This window comes from Mycobacterium mantenii, from assembly GCF_001667865.1.
GTDB classification, from domain to species: Bacteria; Actinomycetota; Actinomycetes; order Mycobacteriales; family Mycobacteriaceae; genus Mycobacterium; species Mycobacterium mantenii_A.
In genome coordinates this window covers 361,641-375,559 of record NZ_LZJP01000089.1, presented here as the reverse complement: position 1 = coordinate 375,559, position 13,919 = coordinate 361,641, and the positions used below count along the sequence as shown (strand labels likewise).

13 protein-coding genes and 1 pseudogene are annotated in these 13,919 nt (G+C 67.2%); 4 read left to right on the top strand and 10 right to left on the bottom strand.

Annotation, left to right across the window (positions count from 1 at the left end):
• Positions 1 to 305: 305 nt before the first annotated feature.
• Complete coding sequence (locus A5688_RS15390) at positions 306 to 500, bottom strand: hypothetical protein (protein WP_067829914.1); 195 nt, start codon at positions 498 to 500, stop codon at positions 306 to 308.
• 106 nt (positions 501 to 606) lie between these two features.
• Here A5688_RS15390 and A5688_RS15385 point away from each other — a divergent pair, with 106 nt between their 5' ends.
• Positions 607 to 2,655, top strand: a complete 2,049-nt coding sequence (locus tag A5688_RS15385) for a glycoside hydrolase family 15 protein (RefSeq protein ID WP_067830407.1) — start codon at positions 607 to 609, stop codon at positions 2,653 to 2,655.
• 65 nt (positions 2,656 to 2,720) lie between these two features.
• Here the strand turns inward: A5688_RS15385 and A5688_RS15380 are convergent, their stop codons facing one another.
• The 4 genes and pseudogenes from A5688_RS15380 to lepA form a co-directional block, all read right to left on the bottom strand.
• Positions 2,721 to 3,491: a sensor domain-containing protein gene (locus A5688_RS15380; protein WP_207546675.1), complete on the bottom strand. Its 771-nt coding sequence runs from the start codon at positions 3,489 to 3,491 to the stop codon at positions 2,721 to 2,723.
• A gap of 149 nt (positions 3,492 to 3,640) precedes the next feature.
• Positions 3,641 to 4,390, bottom strand: coding sequence for a sensor domain-containing protein (locus A5688_RS15375; protein ID WP_067908546.1), 750 nt, complete (start codon positions 4,388 to 4,390; stop codon positions 3,641 to 3,643).
• 17 nt (positions 4,391 to 4,407) lie between these two features.
• Positions 4,408 to 5,166 carry a sensor domain-containing protein gene (locus A5688_RS15370; protein WP_067908549.1) on the bottom strand — a complete coding sequence of 253 codons (759 nt, stop codon included), beginning with the start codon at positions 5,164 to 5,166 and terminating at the stop codon, positions 4,408 to 4,410.
• A gap of 2 nt (positions 5,167 to 5,168) precedes the next feature.
• Positions 5,169 to 7,175 (bottom strand): annotated as a pseudogene (gene lepA / locus A5688_RS15365) (translation elongation factor 4).
• Between lepA and A5688_RS15360 the strand changes: the two are divergent.
• Complete coding sequence (locus tag A5688_RS15360) at positions 7,157 to 7,759, top strand: type II toxin-antitoxin system PemK/MazF family toxin (protein ID WP_067829902.1); 603 nt, start codon at positions 7,157 to 7,159, stop codon at positions 7,757 to 7,759. The pseudogene lepA and the gene A5688_RS15360 overlap by 19 nt on opposite strands.
• A 20-nt stretch (positions 7,760 to 7,779) precedes the next feature.
• Here the strand turns inward: A5688_RS15360 and A5688_RS15355 are convergent, their stop codons facing one another.
• On the bottom strand, positions 7,780 to 8,208 hold the full coding sequence (locus A5688_RS15355; RefSeq protein WP_067830401.1) for a CBS domain-containing protein: 429 nt from the start codon (positions 8,206 to 8,208) through the stop codon (positions 7,780 to 7,782).
• A gap of 167 nt (positions 8,209 to 8,375) precedes the next feature.
• Here A5688_RS15355 and A5688_RS15350 point away from each other — a divergent pair, with 167 nt between their 5' ends.
• Entirely contained in the window at positions 8,376 to 9,218 is an 843-nt protein-coding gene (locus A5688_RS15350; protein ID WP_067908552.1) for a ribonuclease Z, read from the top strand.
• Here the strand turns inward: A5688_RS15350 and A5688_RS15345 are convergent.
• Genes A5688_RS15345 through A5688_RS15330 form a run of 4 tightly spaced genes read right to left on the bottom strand, consistent with a single transcriptional unit; the run spans position 9,197 to position 13,491 of the window.
• Positions 9,197 to 9,940: a hypothetical protein gene (locus A5688_RS15345; RefSeq protein WP_067908555.1), complete on the bottom strand. Its 744-nt coding sequence runs from the start codon at positions 9,938 to 9,940 to the stop codon at positions 9,197 to 9,199. The two genes, A5688_RS15350 and A5688_RS15345, sit on opposite strands and share 22 nt — an antisense overlap.
• 50 nt (positions 9,941 to 9,990) lie before the next feature.
• Complete coding sequence (locus tag A5688_RS15340) at positions 9,991 to 10,830, bottom strand: transglutaminase family protein (RefSeq protein ID WP_067829894.1); 840 nt, start codon at positions 10,828 to 10,830, stop codon at positions 9,991 to 9,993.
• Positions 10,830 to 11,807 (bottom strand): alpha-E domain-containing protein, encoded by a 978-nt coding sequence (locus tag A5688_RS15335; RefSeq protein WP_067908625.1) that lies wholly within the window; start codon positions 11,805 to 11,807, stop codon positions 10,830 to 10,832. The genes A5688_RS15340 and A5688_RS15335 overlap by 1 nt, the downstream gene beginning before the upstream one ends.
• Positions 11,794 to 13,491, bottom strand: a complete 1,698-nt coding sequence (locus A5688_RS15330; protein ID WP_067908558.1) for a circularly permuted type 2 ATP-grasp protein — start codon at positions 13,489 to 13,491, stop codon at positions 11,794 to 11,796. The genes A5688_RS15335 and A5688_RS15330 overlap by 14 nt, the downstream gene beginning before the upstream one ends.
• A gap of 147 nt (positions 13,492 to 13,638) precedes the next feature.
• Here A5688_RS15330 and rpsT point away from each other — a divergent pair, with 147 nt between their 5' ends.
• Positions 13,639 to 13,899 carry a 30S ribosomal protein S20 gene (gene rpsT, locus A5688_RS15325; protein ID WP_007769864.1) on the top strand — a complete coding sequence of 87 codons (261 nt, stop codon included), beginning with the start codon at positions 13,639 to 13,641 and terminating at the stop codon, positions 13,897 to 13,899.
• The last annotated feature ends 20 nt before the right edge of the window (positions 13,900 to 13,919 follow it).

Genomic DNA, 13,919 nt, shown 5'->3' with positions numbered 1-13,919 from the left:
TTGCGGTCCCGTTTCTGCGGAAGGGCACCTAGAACCTCAGGAGAATTCGAAAACTCCAGACCAGACCGCGCACGGGTTTGGGAGTCAGCGACAACAGTGCACGAAGGCATAGCACCCCGGAATGCCGATTGCCATGCGCATGGCGGGAAGCCTAACAGGAATTGACGTTGCCGCCACCGCGACGGTGGCTGGGCAACCGGCCCGCGTGCGTTAGCGGTGCATCAAATGGGTGACCAACCAGGTGACGACCACCAGCGCCACCAGGATGCCGAGCACCAGCGTCACGTGCGACCGAGGCATGCGCGTTACCCGGGCGTCCCGTCGGCGTTACGGGCACGGCGCATCAGCTTGATGCCCCTGCCGAGCAGGCCATCCAGCACGGCGGCCGTGGCATAGGCCACCGCCAGCACGATCGGCATCACCACCATGGCCTGCAGCACGAAGGGCAACCCGGAAAGCCACAGCTCGTTGCCGTCCCACCAATTGAGGAACGCGTTCACGAGGCTCACCCTATTCGGCCTGGCTGCCGAAGACCAATGTGCGGCGCGCAACGCCGCGGTTGGCGAAACGTTGGACGCGGGATCGCTGAGCAGCGATGATGTCCAGATGGTTTTGCATGCCCAGCCCGAAGACCAACCGGCCGACCCGGACGAAGCCATGCCCGAGGACGCGTTCGAAGCTGCTCCCGCAACGACGATGTCGTCGTCCATCGACCTGCGCACGCCCGGACCGCTTGCTCCCAGCGCAGCCCTGCGGAACCCCTTCCCGCCGATCGCCGACTACGCGTTCCTGTCGGACTGGGAAACCACCTGCCTGATCTCGCCGGCCGGATCGGTGGAATGGCTGTGCGTGCCCCGGCCGGACTCCCCCAGCGTGTTCGGCGCGATCCTGGACCGCAGCGCCGGCCATTTCCGGCTCGGTCCCTACGGGGTCTCGGTGCCCTCGGCCCGCCGCTACCTGCCCGGCAGCCTCATCATGGAAACCACCTGGCAGACCCACACCGGGTGGCTGATCGTGCGCGACGCGCTGGTCATGGGCCCCTGGCATGATCTCGAACGGCGATCACGGACGCACCGCCGCACCCCGATGGACTGGGATGCCGAGCACATCCTGCTGCGGACGGTGCGCTGCGTCAGCGGCACCGTCGAACTGATGATGAGCTGCGAACCGGCGTTCGACTACCACCGCGTCGGCGCCAGCTGGGAGTACTCCGCGAACGCGTACGGCGAGGCCGTCGCACGCGCCACCAGGGAACCCGACGCCCACCCGACGCTGCGGCTCACCAGCAACCTGCGGATCGGGCTGGAAGGCCGGGAGGCACGCGCGCGCACCCGGATGAAAGAGGGCGACGACGTGTTCGTCGCGCTGAGCTGGACCAAGCACCCGGCGCCGCAGACCTACCAGGAAGCCGCCGACAAGATGTGGCAGACCACCGAGTGCTGGCGGCAGTGGATCAACATCGGCAACTTCCCCGACCACCCGTGGCGGGCATACCTGCAGCGCAGCGCGCTGACGTTGAAGGGCCTGACCTACTCGCCCACCGGTGCGCTGCTGGCGGCCAGCACCACGTCGCTGCCGGAAACACCGCAGGGCGAACGCAACTGGGACTACCGCTACGCGTGGGTGCGCGACTCCACGTTCGCGCTGTGGGGCCTGTACACGCTCGGACTGGACCGCGAGGCCGACGACTTCTTCGCCTTCATCGCCGACGTCTCCGGCGCCAACCACAACGAGCGGCACCCGCTGCAGGTCATGTACGGCGTGGGCGGCGAACGCAGTCTGGTCGAAGAAGAGCTGCACCACCTGTCCGGCTACGACCACGCCCGCCCGGTACGCATCGGCAACGGCGCCTACGACCAGATCCAGCACGACATCTGGGGCTCCATCCTGGACTCCTTCTACCTGCACGCCAAGTCCCGCGAGCAAGTCCCGGAGACGTTGTGGCCGGTGCTGAAAAAGCAGGTGGAAGAGGCGATCAAGCACTGGCGCGAGCCGGACCGCGGGATCTGGGAGGTGCGCGGGGAACCGCAGCACTTCACGTCGTCGAAGGTGATGTGCTGGGTGGCGCTCGACCGCGGCGCCAAGCTGGCCCAGCGGCAGGGCGAGAAGAGCTACGCCCAGCAGTGGCGGGCGATCGCCGAGGAGATCAAGGACGACATCCTGCAGCACGGCGTGGACTCCCGCGGCGTCTTCACCCAGCGCTACGGCAGCGACGCGCTGGACGCCTCGCTGCTGTTGGTGGTGCTGACCCGGTTCCTGCCGCCGGATGACCCGCGGGTGCGCAACACCGTTTTGGCGATCGCCGACGAACTCACCCAGGAGGGCCTGGTGCTGCGCTACCGGGTCGAGGAGACCGACGACGGGCTGTCCGGCGAGGAGGGCACCTTCACGATCTGCTCGTTCTGGCTGGTCTCGGCGCTGGTCGAGATCGGCGAGGTGCGGCGCGCCAAACGCCTGTGCGAGCGGCTGCTGTCCTACGCCAGCCCGCTGCACCTCTACGCCGAGGAGATCGAACCGCGCACCGGCCGGCAGCTGGGCAACTTCCCGCAGGCGTTCACCCACCTGGCGCTGATCAACGCGGTGGTCCACGTCATCCGCGCCGAAGAGGAAGCCGACGGCTCCGGGATGTTCCAGCCCGCCAACGCGCCGATGTAGTGGTGATCGCAGTCGTGTCGGGCGCCAAACGCGTTGTGCGACACCGTAAGCGCCGCAGCTCCCGCCTAGCGTAGCGCTCCGATCTTGTCCCGCATGACCTGCGCGATATCGAGGGCGCTGGCGTCGACATCGCCTAGTTGCCGGGGCGACCGGTTCGGCATGCTCCCAAAGTCGACCTCGACTTCGATGAGGCAGTTGTCCCGCACACCGATGGCCCGCCCGACCGGCAGGGATTCGTCGAAAAGCGGGTTCGGCGAGTCCAATTCGATCGACGTCGTCGCCGCGAGAACCGAAGCCTCAACATGCACTTCGTTCACCTTCGCCTTCAGCCTGAACGCCCCACCGGTCAGTGGAACCGTCTTGCCCGCACAGCGTTGCCATTGCCTGGTAAACGTCACGAACAGCGCCCCGGCGTCGTTGGGCGTCGGCAAATCGACCACCCCCTCTTTGACCCTGACCACCGCGGCGGTCGTGGACTCGGGCCGCCACGTCTCCTGCGCGACGTCTCTGACGTTCCGGTATCGGTAGGCGCTTTGCTGCAGCATCACCGCGACTTCGATGCAGTCGTCGGGCGAGCCCGACCTGTCCCCCTGCAGCGACTCGGGGCCCGCGAAACTCGGCGGGAATCCGGGATCAATGTTCAGCGGCTGCTTGACAATTCGCGAAAGTGCACTCTTGCCGAGCAGCACCCGCTTGATGGTCGATCCGCTGAGCGATCGCGGCGCGGCGCCGGGTGCCGGCCGCGCCGTGCCGTCGACCGCGACGGAGCAGCCCGAGACCAGCATCACGATGACCATCAGGGCACCGATGCGCCGGGAGTCTCTCGTACCGGTCATCACGCTTCTTGCCGCGCCTCCAGATCCGCTAGCTCGCTCGTTACCGCCTTAACCGGACTTTACGTTCGCCGGCGAGGGGCACACCGCATGCCACACCGAGGACACAGCGCAACGTCAGGCATGTCCCAGGTTCCGATGGTGAGGCCGTGTCAGGTCAGGGTGCTGAGTTTGTCGAGTACCGCGTGCGCGATGTCGATGGCGCTGGTATTGATGTCGCCGGTCCCCTCGTCTCCCGGGTAGGAGGTGGGAACGAAGCTGACCATGACCTCGACCAGGCAATTCCCCCGCACGCCCAGGGCCCGGGCTTCGGGGATGGTCGTCAACATCGAGTGGGGGCCCGAACCCATCGAGACTGTTGCCGCGACAACCGAATCCGTGACGCGTACGTCGGATAGGGCGTTCTGGCCGTAGACATCGACGGGCGGCGTCGTCACTGTGGTGCCATCGCAGTGCCGCCACTGTGAAGCGAACGTGGCGAACAACGCGTTGGCGTCTGCGGCCGACCGCAACGCGACGATGCCCTCGTCGACGTTGTCGACCTTCACGGAAGTACCGTTGTGGTCCCACATTTCACTGACCGTGTTTTGGATCGGCGCGGAGCGATAGGGCCCCCGCTGCATCATGTGGACCACGCCGAGGCAATCGGCGGACTGCGCGTTCTCCCACGCGCTTCCCAATTTGTCGCTGCCGCCGAACTCCGAGAATTTGGGGGCGGTCTGGAAAGGCTGGTTGAGCATCTTCGCCAGCCCGGCGCCATCGATCAAGGCTCGCTTGATGATTGGGCCCGTCAGCGCGTGCGGCACCGAGCTCGGCGCCGGTCCCGCCTTGCCACCGGTCGTTGCGGTGCACCCGCTCGCCAGCACCACCAGGGCGACCAGCGAGCACCAGCGGCTTGTCACTTCTGTCGATTGTCCCGTCAGCCCAGCGCGCTGACTTTGTCCATCAGCGCGTGCGCGATGTCGATGGCGCTGGAGTTGATGTCGGCCGATCCCGGATCGGAGGACCGTCGCCCGCCGAAGAACACCACCTGGACCTCGACGAGGCAGTTCGACCGGATACCGATGGCTCGCGCCTGCGGGGTGGGCCGCAGGGGCGGCATGTTGGGCAGTATCGATGTCGCCGTCTTGGTCGCCGCGATGGTGGAAGCCGTGACGCGGACATCGCTGATGACGTTCGTGGTGCTGATCGGGCCGCTTTGTTCCGACGTCGTCATGCCGTTGCACTGCTGCCATTGCCCGGAGAACTGCGCGAACAACGCCTGGGCCTGCGACGGCGAGGAGAGCGAGACCACGCCCTCCTCGACCGTGATCACCTGCGCCGGTTCGCCGTTGTTCCACCACGACTCCGACGCAACGTCTTTGACGTCGGCGGACCCGTACACGTCCTTCTGCAGCATCGCCGTCACACCCAGGCAACCGGCCTGCGACATCGATCGCTTGACGTCGTAAAGCGTTTCGGGTCCGCCGAATTCGGCCGGATCCCGCGCCACGAAGGTCTGATCGAGCATCCGCGACAGCGTCGCGCCGTCGAGGAGCACCTGTTTGACCGTTGCGCCGCTGATCGGCCGCGGCTTCAGGTTCGGCGCCGGCTTCGCCGTGCCGGTCACGACCCCGCCGCAGCCCGTCGCCACGGCGGCGACCGCCATCAGTGCCGTCGCCGCGCCCAGTATCCGCATGGCTACTTCTTGCCCTTGTCCCCCGCGGCGTCGGCGGACAGCGCCGCGACGAACGCCTCCTGCGGCACATCGACGCGACCGATGGTCTTCATCCGCTTCTTGCCTTCCTTCTGCTTTTCCAGAAGCTTGCGTTTACGGGTGATGTCGCCGCCGTAGCACTTGGACAACACATCCTTGCGGATTGCGCGAATATTCTCGCGCGCAATAATTTTCGATCCGATGGCCGCCTGGACGGGCACCTCGAACTGCTGGCGCGGGATCAGCTCTTTGAGCTTGGTGGTCATCTTGTTGCCGTACGCCGAGGCCCCGTCTTTGTGGACGATCGCGCTGAACGCGTCGACGGCCTCGCCCTGCAACAGGATGTCGACCTTGACCAGTTGCGCCTCTTGCTCGCCGGCCTCCTCGTAGTCGAGGCTGGCGTAGCCGCGGGTGCGCGACTTGAGCGAGTCGAAGAAGTCGAAGATGATCTCGCCCAGCGGCATGGTGTAGCGCAGCTCGACCCGTTCGGGTGACAGATAATCCATTCCCCCGAGCTCGCCGCGGCGCGACTGGCACAGTTCCATGATGGTGCCGATGAATTCGCTCGGCGCGATGATCGTGGTCTTGACCACCGGCTCGTAGACCTCGCGGATCTTGCCTTCCGGCCAGTCCGACGGGTTGGTCACCCGGATCTCGGTGTTGTCCTCTTTGATCACGCGATAGACGACGTTGGGCGACGTCGAAATCAGGTCCAGGTTGAACTCGCGCTCCAGGCGCTCCCGGGTGATCTCCATGTGCAGCAGACCCAAGAAGCCGCAACGGAATCCGAAGCCCAGCGCCACCGAGGTCTCCGGCTCGTAGGTCAGGGCCGCGTCGTTGAGTTGCAGCCTGTCCAGGGCGTCGCGCAGATCCGGGTAGTCGGAACCGTCCACCGGATACAGACCCGAGTAGACCATCGGCTTGGGTTCGCGGTACCCGGTCAGCGCCTCGGTGGCACCGCGGCGGGCGGTCGTCACGGTGTCACCCACCTTGGATTGGCGCACGTCCTTGACGCCGGTGATCAGGTAACCCACCTCGCCCACGCCCAGGCCGTCGCTGGCCTTCGGTTCGGGCGAAACGATGCCCACCTCGAGCAGTTCGTGGGTGGCGCCGGTGGACATCATCGCGATGCGCTCGCGCGGGGTGATCTTGCCGTCGACCACCCGGACGTAGGTCACCACCCCTCGGTAGATGTCGTAGACCGAGTCGAAGATCATCGCCCGCAGCGGGGCGTCGGCCTGGCCTTGCGGGGGCGGCACCTCACGCACCACGTGATCGAGCAGGTCGGCCACGCCCTCACCGGTCTTGCCGGAGACGCGCAATACGTCGCCCGGCTCGCAGCCGATGATGTGGGCGATCTCGGCGGCGTAGCGGTCGGGGTCGGCGGCGGGCAGGTCGATCTTGTTCAGCACCGGGATGATGTGCAGGTCGCGGTCCAGCGCCAGGTAGAGGTTGGCCAGCGTCTGCGCCTCGATACCCTGCGCGGCGTCGACCAGCAGCACCGCGCCCTCGCACGCCTCCAGCGCGCGCGACACCTCGTAGGTGAAGTCGACGTGGCCCGGGGTGTCGATCAGGTGCAGCACGTATTCGGTGTCGCCGACTTTCCACGGCAGGCGCACGTTCTGCGCCTTGATGGTGATCCCGCGCTCGCGCTCGATGTCCATCCGGTCCAGGTACTGGGCCCGCATCGACCGCTCGTCGACGACGCCGGTGAGCTGGAGCATCCGGTCGGCCAGCGTGGACTTCCCGTGGTCGATGTGGGCGATGATGCAGAAATTCCGAATCTGCGCCGGCGCAGTGAAGGTCTTGTCGGCGAAACTGCTGATGGGAATCTCCTGGTGCGTGCAAGCTTGACGGGGCGCGTCGCGGCCTTTCCGGGGCGGTTCGCGGGTATGTCCAGCGTATCCAGACAGGGCCGTCTGGACCTACTTGGACACAATCGCACCCCGCCGCTCGCGTCTATGCTGCGAATATGGCGTCTCCCCGCAAATCCCAGTGGAAGACGTTTCAGCGGTTCGCCGAGAATCTGGTGTTCAACGGCGCTCCGCGCCTGGTCCGGCAGGTGCAGAATTCCCAGACCGTGCTGCGCGAACTGCAGCAGGCCGTGCGGATCACCGCGAACGTCATCGCCGCGGTGGCGCCGCCGCCTGCCGACGCGCCCGTCAGCGGCCGGCCGGTGACCAACGCCAGCCTCCCGACCGCGCAACGCGCCCGCAGGCTGGTGTATGCGCCGAGCCTGGACGGCCGCGCCGATCCCGGCGAGATCGTCTGGACGTGGGTGGTCTACGAGGACGATCCCACCCAGGGCAAGGATCGTCCCGTCCTGGTCGTGGGGCGCGACCGCAGCGTCCTGCTGGGGTTGATGGTGTCCAGCCAGGAGCGGCACGCCGCCGACCCCGACTGGGTCGGAATCGGTTCTGGCTCATGGGACTACGAGGGCAGGCAAAGCTGGGTCAGGCTGGACCGGGTGCTCGACGTCCCCGAAGAGGGCATCCGCCGCGAGGGCGCCATTCTGGATCGCGAGATCTTCGACGTGGTGGCCGCCCGGTTGCGCGCCGACTACTCCTGGCGCTAGTGCGTCGGCGATGGGGCCGATCAGCCCTGGGTGATGTAAGACTGCAGCTGCTGCTGCTCGGCCTCGAGTTCTTCCATCCGGGTCTTCACCACGTCACCGATGCTGACGATGCCGATCAGCTTCTTCCCGTCCAGCACCGGTACGTGCCGCACCCGGTTCTTGGTCATCAACACGCTGATCGCGTCGACCTCGTCGGTCTTGGTGCACGTGGCCAGCATGGACGTCATGATCTTGGACACCGGCCGAGACAACACGCTGGCGCCATGAGTGTGCAGCTGGCGCACCACGTCGCGCTCCGACACGATGCCGACCACCCCTTCGTCGCCGACCACGACCATCGCGCCGATGTTCTGGTCGCTCAGCCCCGCTAGCAGCTCGCGAACCGTCGCATCCGGGTTGATGGTCACCACCGCCGCGCCCTTGTTCCGCAAGACGTCCGCTATCCGCATCGAGGCCTCCAGCCGGTTTGTGATCCGCTTCACATCAGGCTACGGCTAACTCGCGCGGCGGAAAAGCCACTAACAGAACCTGCAAACAGATCGTGTCCATTCGGTGAATGCCGCGCCGATCGGCCGATTGAGCCACTACGCGCACCGCGGGCTTGCAAGATAGGGCCATGATCGAGGTCACGCTGCTGGGAACCGGAAGTCCGATCCCCGACCCGAACCGCGCCGGGCCGTCAACTCTGGTGCGCGCCGGTGGGCAGGTGTTCCTGGTCGATTGCGGGCGTGGCGTGCTGCAGCGCGCGGCCGCGGTCGGCGTGGGCGCCGCCGGACTGTCGGCGTTGCTGCTCACCCACCTGCACAGCGACCACATCGGCGACCTCGGCGACGTCCTCATCACGCGCTGGATCAGCACCTTTACCCCCGATCCGGCGCCCCTCCCCATCATCGGACCGCCCGGCACCGCCGAGGCGGTCGCCGCCACGCTGAACGCGTTCCGCCACGACATCGGCTACCGGATCGCCCATCACAGCGACATCAACGAGCCGCCGGCGGTGGACGTCCACGAATACACCGAAGGCGCCGTCTGGGACCGCGACGACGTGGCCATCCGGGTGGCCCCCACCGATCACCGGCCGGTGGCCCCGACCATCGGATTCCGCGTCGACTACCAGGGCGCCTCGGTGGTGCTCGCCGGTGACAGCGTCCCGTGTGCAGGCCTGGACGAGCTGGCGGCGGGCGCCGGCGCGCTGGTGCACACCGTGATCCGCAAGGACATCGTCGCCACCATCCCCCAGCAGCGGCTGCAGGACATCTGCGATTACCACTCGTCAGTGCAGGAAGCCGCCGCGACCGCGGCCCGCGCGGGGGTGGGCACCCTGGTCATGACGCACTACGTGCCGGCGCTGGTGCCCGGTCAGGAAGAACAGTGGCGGGGCCTGGCAGCCGCGGAGTTCGGCGGTCGCATCGAACTCGGCGACGACCTGCTCCGCGTTCAGGTCGACGCGCCCTCGTGACGGCCATCGGCCACCGCTCCCCGGGCCGCCGAACCCCGACGGGTCGCATGCGTTAGGGCCACGCCCGCCACCATCAGCCAGGTCAGCGCCAGGACCCGGGCGATCGGCAAGATGACGCCCAGCGCCGGCCAGATCAGCACCACCGTGGTCAGTTCGGCGAGGGCGGCCGTCGCCAGACCGAGCCGGGCGATCGGTCCGGGCAGCAATCTCTTGCCGGGCGCCGCGAGGGCGCCGACCAGCACGCCCAAGGCCACCAGGTGCCCCGGGCCGCCGGTGAGGAAGACCAGCAGGTAGAGCGCCCTGACAAGCGCCGCGTTCGCGGCGACGTCCGGCATCGACAACGACCAGCCCAGCAGTCCGGCCAGACCGAGCGCACCGGCCGCCAACGTGCCGCCCGTCAGCGCGATCGCGGCTGCCCCGGCGCCGGCCCCGAGCTGGCGCAACCGCGCGCCGGCCAGCGCCGCGTAGAGCGCCAACGGCACCGAGGACGCGAACGTCGCGACGGCGATGACGCGCACCGCCCCCGGCTGGGCGCGGACATAGACCGTGACGGCGCCCGCCGGGCCGTACGGCAACGGCATGATCCCGCCTACGGCCACCCCGAGCGAGATGCCACCGATGAGCAGCCCGATGCAAAGCAGGGCCAGCGCCGCGAGCGGCGACCCGCCATGCCCGGGCCGGTTCCCCTCGAGCCGAGCCGCGCCTACGGCCGAATCAGTCATCCCTGCAACGGTATCCCCGGGTCGGTTCACAGCCGGCGACGCGCGCCCGGCTAGGCGAGCCGGGTCACCTCGACGATCACGTCGAGGTCGGTGGCGCCCTCCCCGGAGTAGATGCCCTTCAACGGGGAGACGTCGGCGTAGTCGCGGCCCGCACCGACACCGACGTACTGCTCGGTGATCTCGGTGCCGTTGGTGGGGTCATAGCTCCGCCACGCGCCCGTCCACGCCTCGATCCAGGCGTGGCTTCGCCCGTCCACGGTGTCCCCGACGACCGCGTCACGATCGGGATGCAGGTACCCCGAGACGTAATGCGCGGGAATTCCCATGCTGCGCAACAACATCAGCGACAAATGCACGAAGTCCTGGCAGACGCCCTTGCCCGCCTTGAGCGCGTCGAGCCCAGACGAGTGCACACTGGTGGTTCCCGGCAGGTATTGCAGTTCGTCGCGCACCCAATCCGCCGCGGCGACAACGGCTTCGGCCGGTTCGTGGGTCTTACTGATCTTCTTGCCCACCGAGGCCACCCGCTTGCTGGCCGGCGTGTGATCGGTGGGGCGCAGCAAGTCGTCGTAGCGATCGATCACCGCCTCCGATTGCAGGTCGCTCCAGCCCGCCTCCGTCGAAAGTGGCTCGGCCCGTTCGGTTTCGACGACCGAGGATGACATCACCGTGAGATCGGTGTGGGGAGCGTGCAGGTCGAACGCCGTGACCGCGGTACCCCAGTAGTCGATGTAGCGGTAGGACCGGGTCGCCGGGATGGTTTCGACGCGGTTGAGGATGACGTTCTGCCGGGTGTTCGACCGCGGGGTCAGCCGGGCTTCGTTGTAGGAGGCCGTCACCGGTGACTGGTAGGCGTATCCCGTGGTGTGCACCACCCGCAGCCGCCACATCAGCCGTCCCCTTTCCTGCCGACCAGCCGGGCGCGCTGGCCCGCGTCCGACCACGCTACCCAGGGCGTCACGTGGAAGTACTGCAGCGCCAACGCTTCTCCGACGTCTCGGCAGGTTCGCTGCAGCCCCGCCAGACGGCTCTCCAACGATTCCAGCAGCACGCCGGGCTGGACGAACTCCAGTTCGCTGCGAGCCTGACCGAGCAACCGCTGCGTCTCGGCGGTGGCCCCGATCCGGCTCTGCCGGTTGCGGACCAGTTCGTCGAGGTTGTGCTCGGCCAGTCGCAGGGAATAGAACACCGAACGCGGAAACAGCCGGTCCAGCAACATGAATTCGACCACTCGACCGGCGTCCAGCACGCCGCGATAGGTGCGCAGGTACGTATCGTGCGCACCCGCCGAGCGCAACAACGTCACCCACGCCGGGGACGAGGCGCTGTCGCCCACCCGCGACAGCAACAGCCGCACCGTCATGTCGACCCGTTCGATCGCCCGGCCCAGCACCATGAACCGGTAGCCGTCGTCGCGGGACAACGTCGAGTCGGCCAGGCCGGCGAACATTGCCGCGCGCCGTTCGATGAACGACAAGAAATCATGTGGCCCAAGGCGTTTGGCGGCCCGCTCGCGTTCGGGCAAGGCGTGGTAGGTGGTGTTGAGGCACTCCCATATCTCGCTGGAGGTCACCTCGCGGGCCGACTTGGCGTTCTCCCGCGCCGCGGTGATGGCGTCGACGATCGAGGAGCCACCCTGGGTGTTGGTGCCGTAGGCCACCAGGTCGGTCAACGACCACACGTCCAGGTCGTGATTCGGCGGGTCGATGCCGAGCACCCGCAGCAGCAGCCGCGAAGCGTGGTCGGGGTCGACGCTGGAGTCCTCGAGCAATTGGTGCAGCGCCACATCCAGGATGCGGGCGGTGTCATCGGCGCGCTCGACGTAGCGGCCGATCCAGTAGAGCGCCTCGGCGTTACGTGCCAGCATCATGCACCGCCCTTTGTTGTTGCCGTTGCTGTTGTTGTTGTCGCCTTCCGCGCCGGGGCTGTTCGGTGGGCTGCGCCTGCTGAGATGTCAGCCGCGGCGCGTCGTCGAGCAACGGGTCCGGCATCGAGGCGGGCAGCGAGCGCACCACCTCCGCCGCCTCGAGCTCGTGATCGCCGGCCGACGCCCGCGACGCCAGCACCCAGGTGTCCTTGGAGCCGCCACCCTGGCTGGAGTTGACCACCCGCGACCCCTCGACCAGGGCCACCCGGGTCAGCCCGCCGGGCAGCACCCATACGTCGTCGCCGTCGTTGACCGCGAACGGCCGCAGATCCACGTAGCGGGGTGCCAGGGTGTTGCCGATCTGAGTCGGCACCGTCGAAAGCTCCATCATCGGCTGTGCGATCCAGCTCCGCGGATCGTCGCGCACCTTCTTGGCCGCCGCGGCCAACTCTTTCTCGGAGGCATCCGGTCCGAACACGATGCCGTAACCCCCGGACCCCTCGACCGGCTTGAGGACCAACTCGTCGATGCGGTCCAGCACTTCCTCGCGTTCGTCGTCGAGCCAGCAGCGCAGCGTGTCCACGTTGGCCAGCAGCGGCTTCTCGCCCAGGTAGTACTCGATCATCGTGGGCACGTAGGTGTAGACGAGTTTGTCGTCGCCGACGCCGTTGCCGATCGCGCTGGAGATGGACACGTTGCCCGCGCGGGCGGCATTGACCAGCCCGGCCACTCCCAGCACCGAGTCGGCACGGAACTGCAGCGGGTCCAGGAAGGCGTCATCGATGCGCCGGTAGATGACGTCGACCTGACGCTCGCCCTCGGTGGTGCGCATGTACACCTGGTTGTCGCGGCAGAACAGGTCGCGCCCCTCGACCAGCTCGACCCCCATCTGGCGGGCCAGCAGCGAATGTTCGAAATACGCCGAGTTGTAGACGCCCGGGGTCAGCACCACCACCGTGGGGTCGGCCTCGTTGGTGGCCGCGGAGTTGCGCAGCGCCCGCAGCAGGTGCGAGGCGTAGTCGTCGACCGCGCGCACCCGGTGGGTGGCGAACAGGTTGGGGAAGACGCGTGCCATGGTGCGCCGGTTCTCCATGACGTAGGACACACCCGACGGCGAGCGCAGGTTGTCCTCGAGGACCCGCCACGTGCCCTTGTCGTCGCGGATCAAGTCGATGCCGGCGACGTGGATCCGCACGCCGTTGGGCGGGACGATGCCCATCGCCTGACGGTGGAAGTGCTCACAAGAGGTGATCAGGCGGCGTGGGATGACCCCGTCGTTGAGAATCTCCTGGTCACCGTAGATGTCGTCGAGGTACATCTCGAGCGCCTTGACCCGTTGGGTGATGCCGCGCTCCAGCCGGGTCCACTCGGCGGCCGAGATGACCCGCGGCACCAGGTCCAGCGGGAAGGGCCGCTCCTGGCCCGACAGGGAGAAGGTGATCCCCTGGTCGAGGAAGGCGCGGGATAGGGCTTCGGCGCGAGCTTTGAGCTCCGAGGCGTCCGATGGCGCGAGCTCGGCGTAAATGCCCTTGTAGGGGCCGCGGACAGCGCCCTGGGCGTCGAACATCTCGTCGAACGCCATCTCGTAGGCGTCCGACGACACGTTGTATCCGCCGAAGATGCGCTCAGAACGCACAGCGCGAAAACCCCGCTTGGTCTCGTCAAGCTGGTTGGTAAGACTCACTGTTCAGATGCTGCCTCAAGTCGACGTTCTGGCAGCCCACGTGTTCCCATTTTGGGAGAAAACGTAACTCACTGATAACCTGGGCAGTCGCTGTGTGGTGATTAACCGGCGCCCAACAAAACGTCTCATCGAAGAAGGAACTCCAGCGTGGCCAACATCAAGTCGCAGCAGAAGCGCAACAAGACCAACGAGCGCGCTCGCCTGCGCAACAAGTCGGTGAAGTCGTCGCTGCGTACCGCCGTCCGCGCGTTCCGTGAGGCCGCCCATGCCGGCGACAAGGAGAAGGCCGCCGAGTTGCTGGTGTCGACCAACCGCAAGCTGGACAAGGCGGCCAGCAAGGGCGTGATCCACAAGAACCAGGCGGCGAACAAGAAGTCGGCGCTGGCGCAGGCCCTCAACAAGATCTGAGGCCTTCCCGGCCGACAAAG

Bases quoted from the DNA above. Each gene is read 5' to 3' on its own strand.
- A5688_RS15385 (WP_067830407.1), top strand. From the start codon at position 607: ATGGTTTTGCATGCCCAGCCCGAAGACCAACCGGCCGACCCGGACGAA.
- A5688_RS15380 (WP_207546675.1), bottom strand. From the start codon at position 3,491: ATGACCGGTACGAGAGACTCCCGGCGCATCGGTGCCCTGATGGTCATC.
- A5688_RS15370 (WP_067908549.1), bottom strand. From the start codon at position 5,166: ATGCGGATACTGGGCGCGGCGACGGCACTGATGGCGGTCGCCGCCGTG.
- A5688_RS15360 (WP_067829902.1), top strand. From the start codon at position 7,157: ATGGCGTCTCCCCGCAAATCCCAGTGGAAGACGTTTCAGCGGTTCGCC.
- A5688_RS15355 (WP_067830401.1), bottom strand. From the start codon at position 8,208: ATGCGGATAGCGGACGTCTTGCGGAACAAGGGCGCGGCGGTGGTGACC.
- A5688_RS15350 (WP_067908552.1), top strand. From the start codon at position 8,376: ATGATCGAGGTCACGCTGCTGGGAACCGGAAGTCCGATCCCCGACCCG.
- A5688_RS15345 (WP_067908555.1), bottom strand. From the start codon at position 9,940: ATGACTGATTCGGCCGTAGGCGCGGCTCGGCTCGAGGGGAACCGGCCC.
- A5688_RS15340 (WP_067829894.1), bottom strand. From the start codon at position 10,830: ATGTGGCGGCTGCGGGTGGTGCACACCACGGGATACGCCTACCAGTCA.
- A5688_RS15335 (WP_067908625.1), bottom strand. From the start codon at position 11,807: ATGCTGGCACGTAACGCCGAGGCGCTCTACTGGATCGGCCGCTACGTC.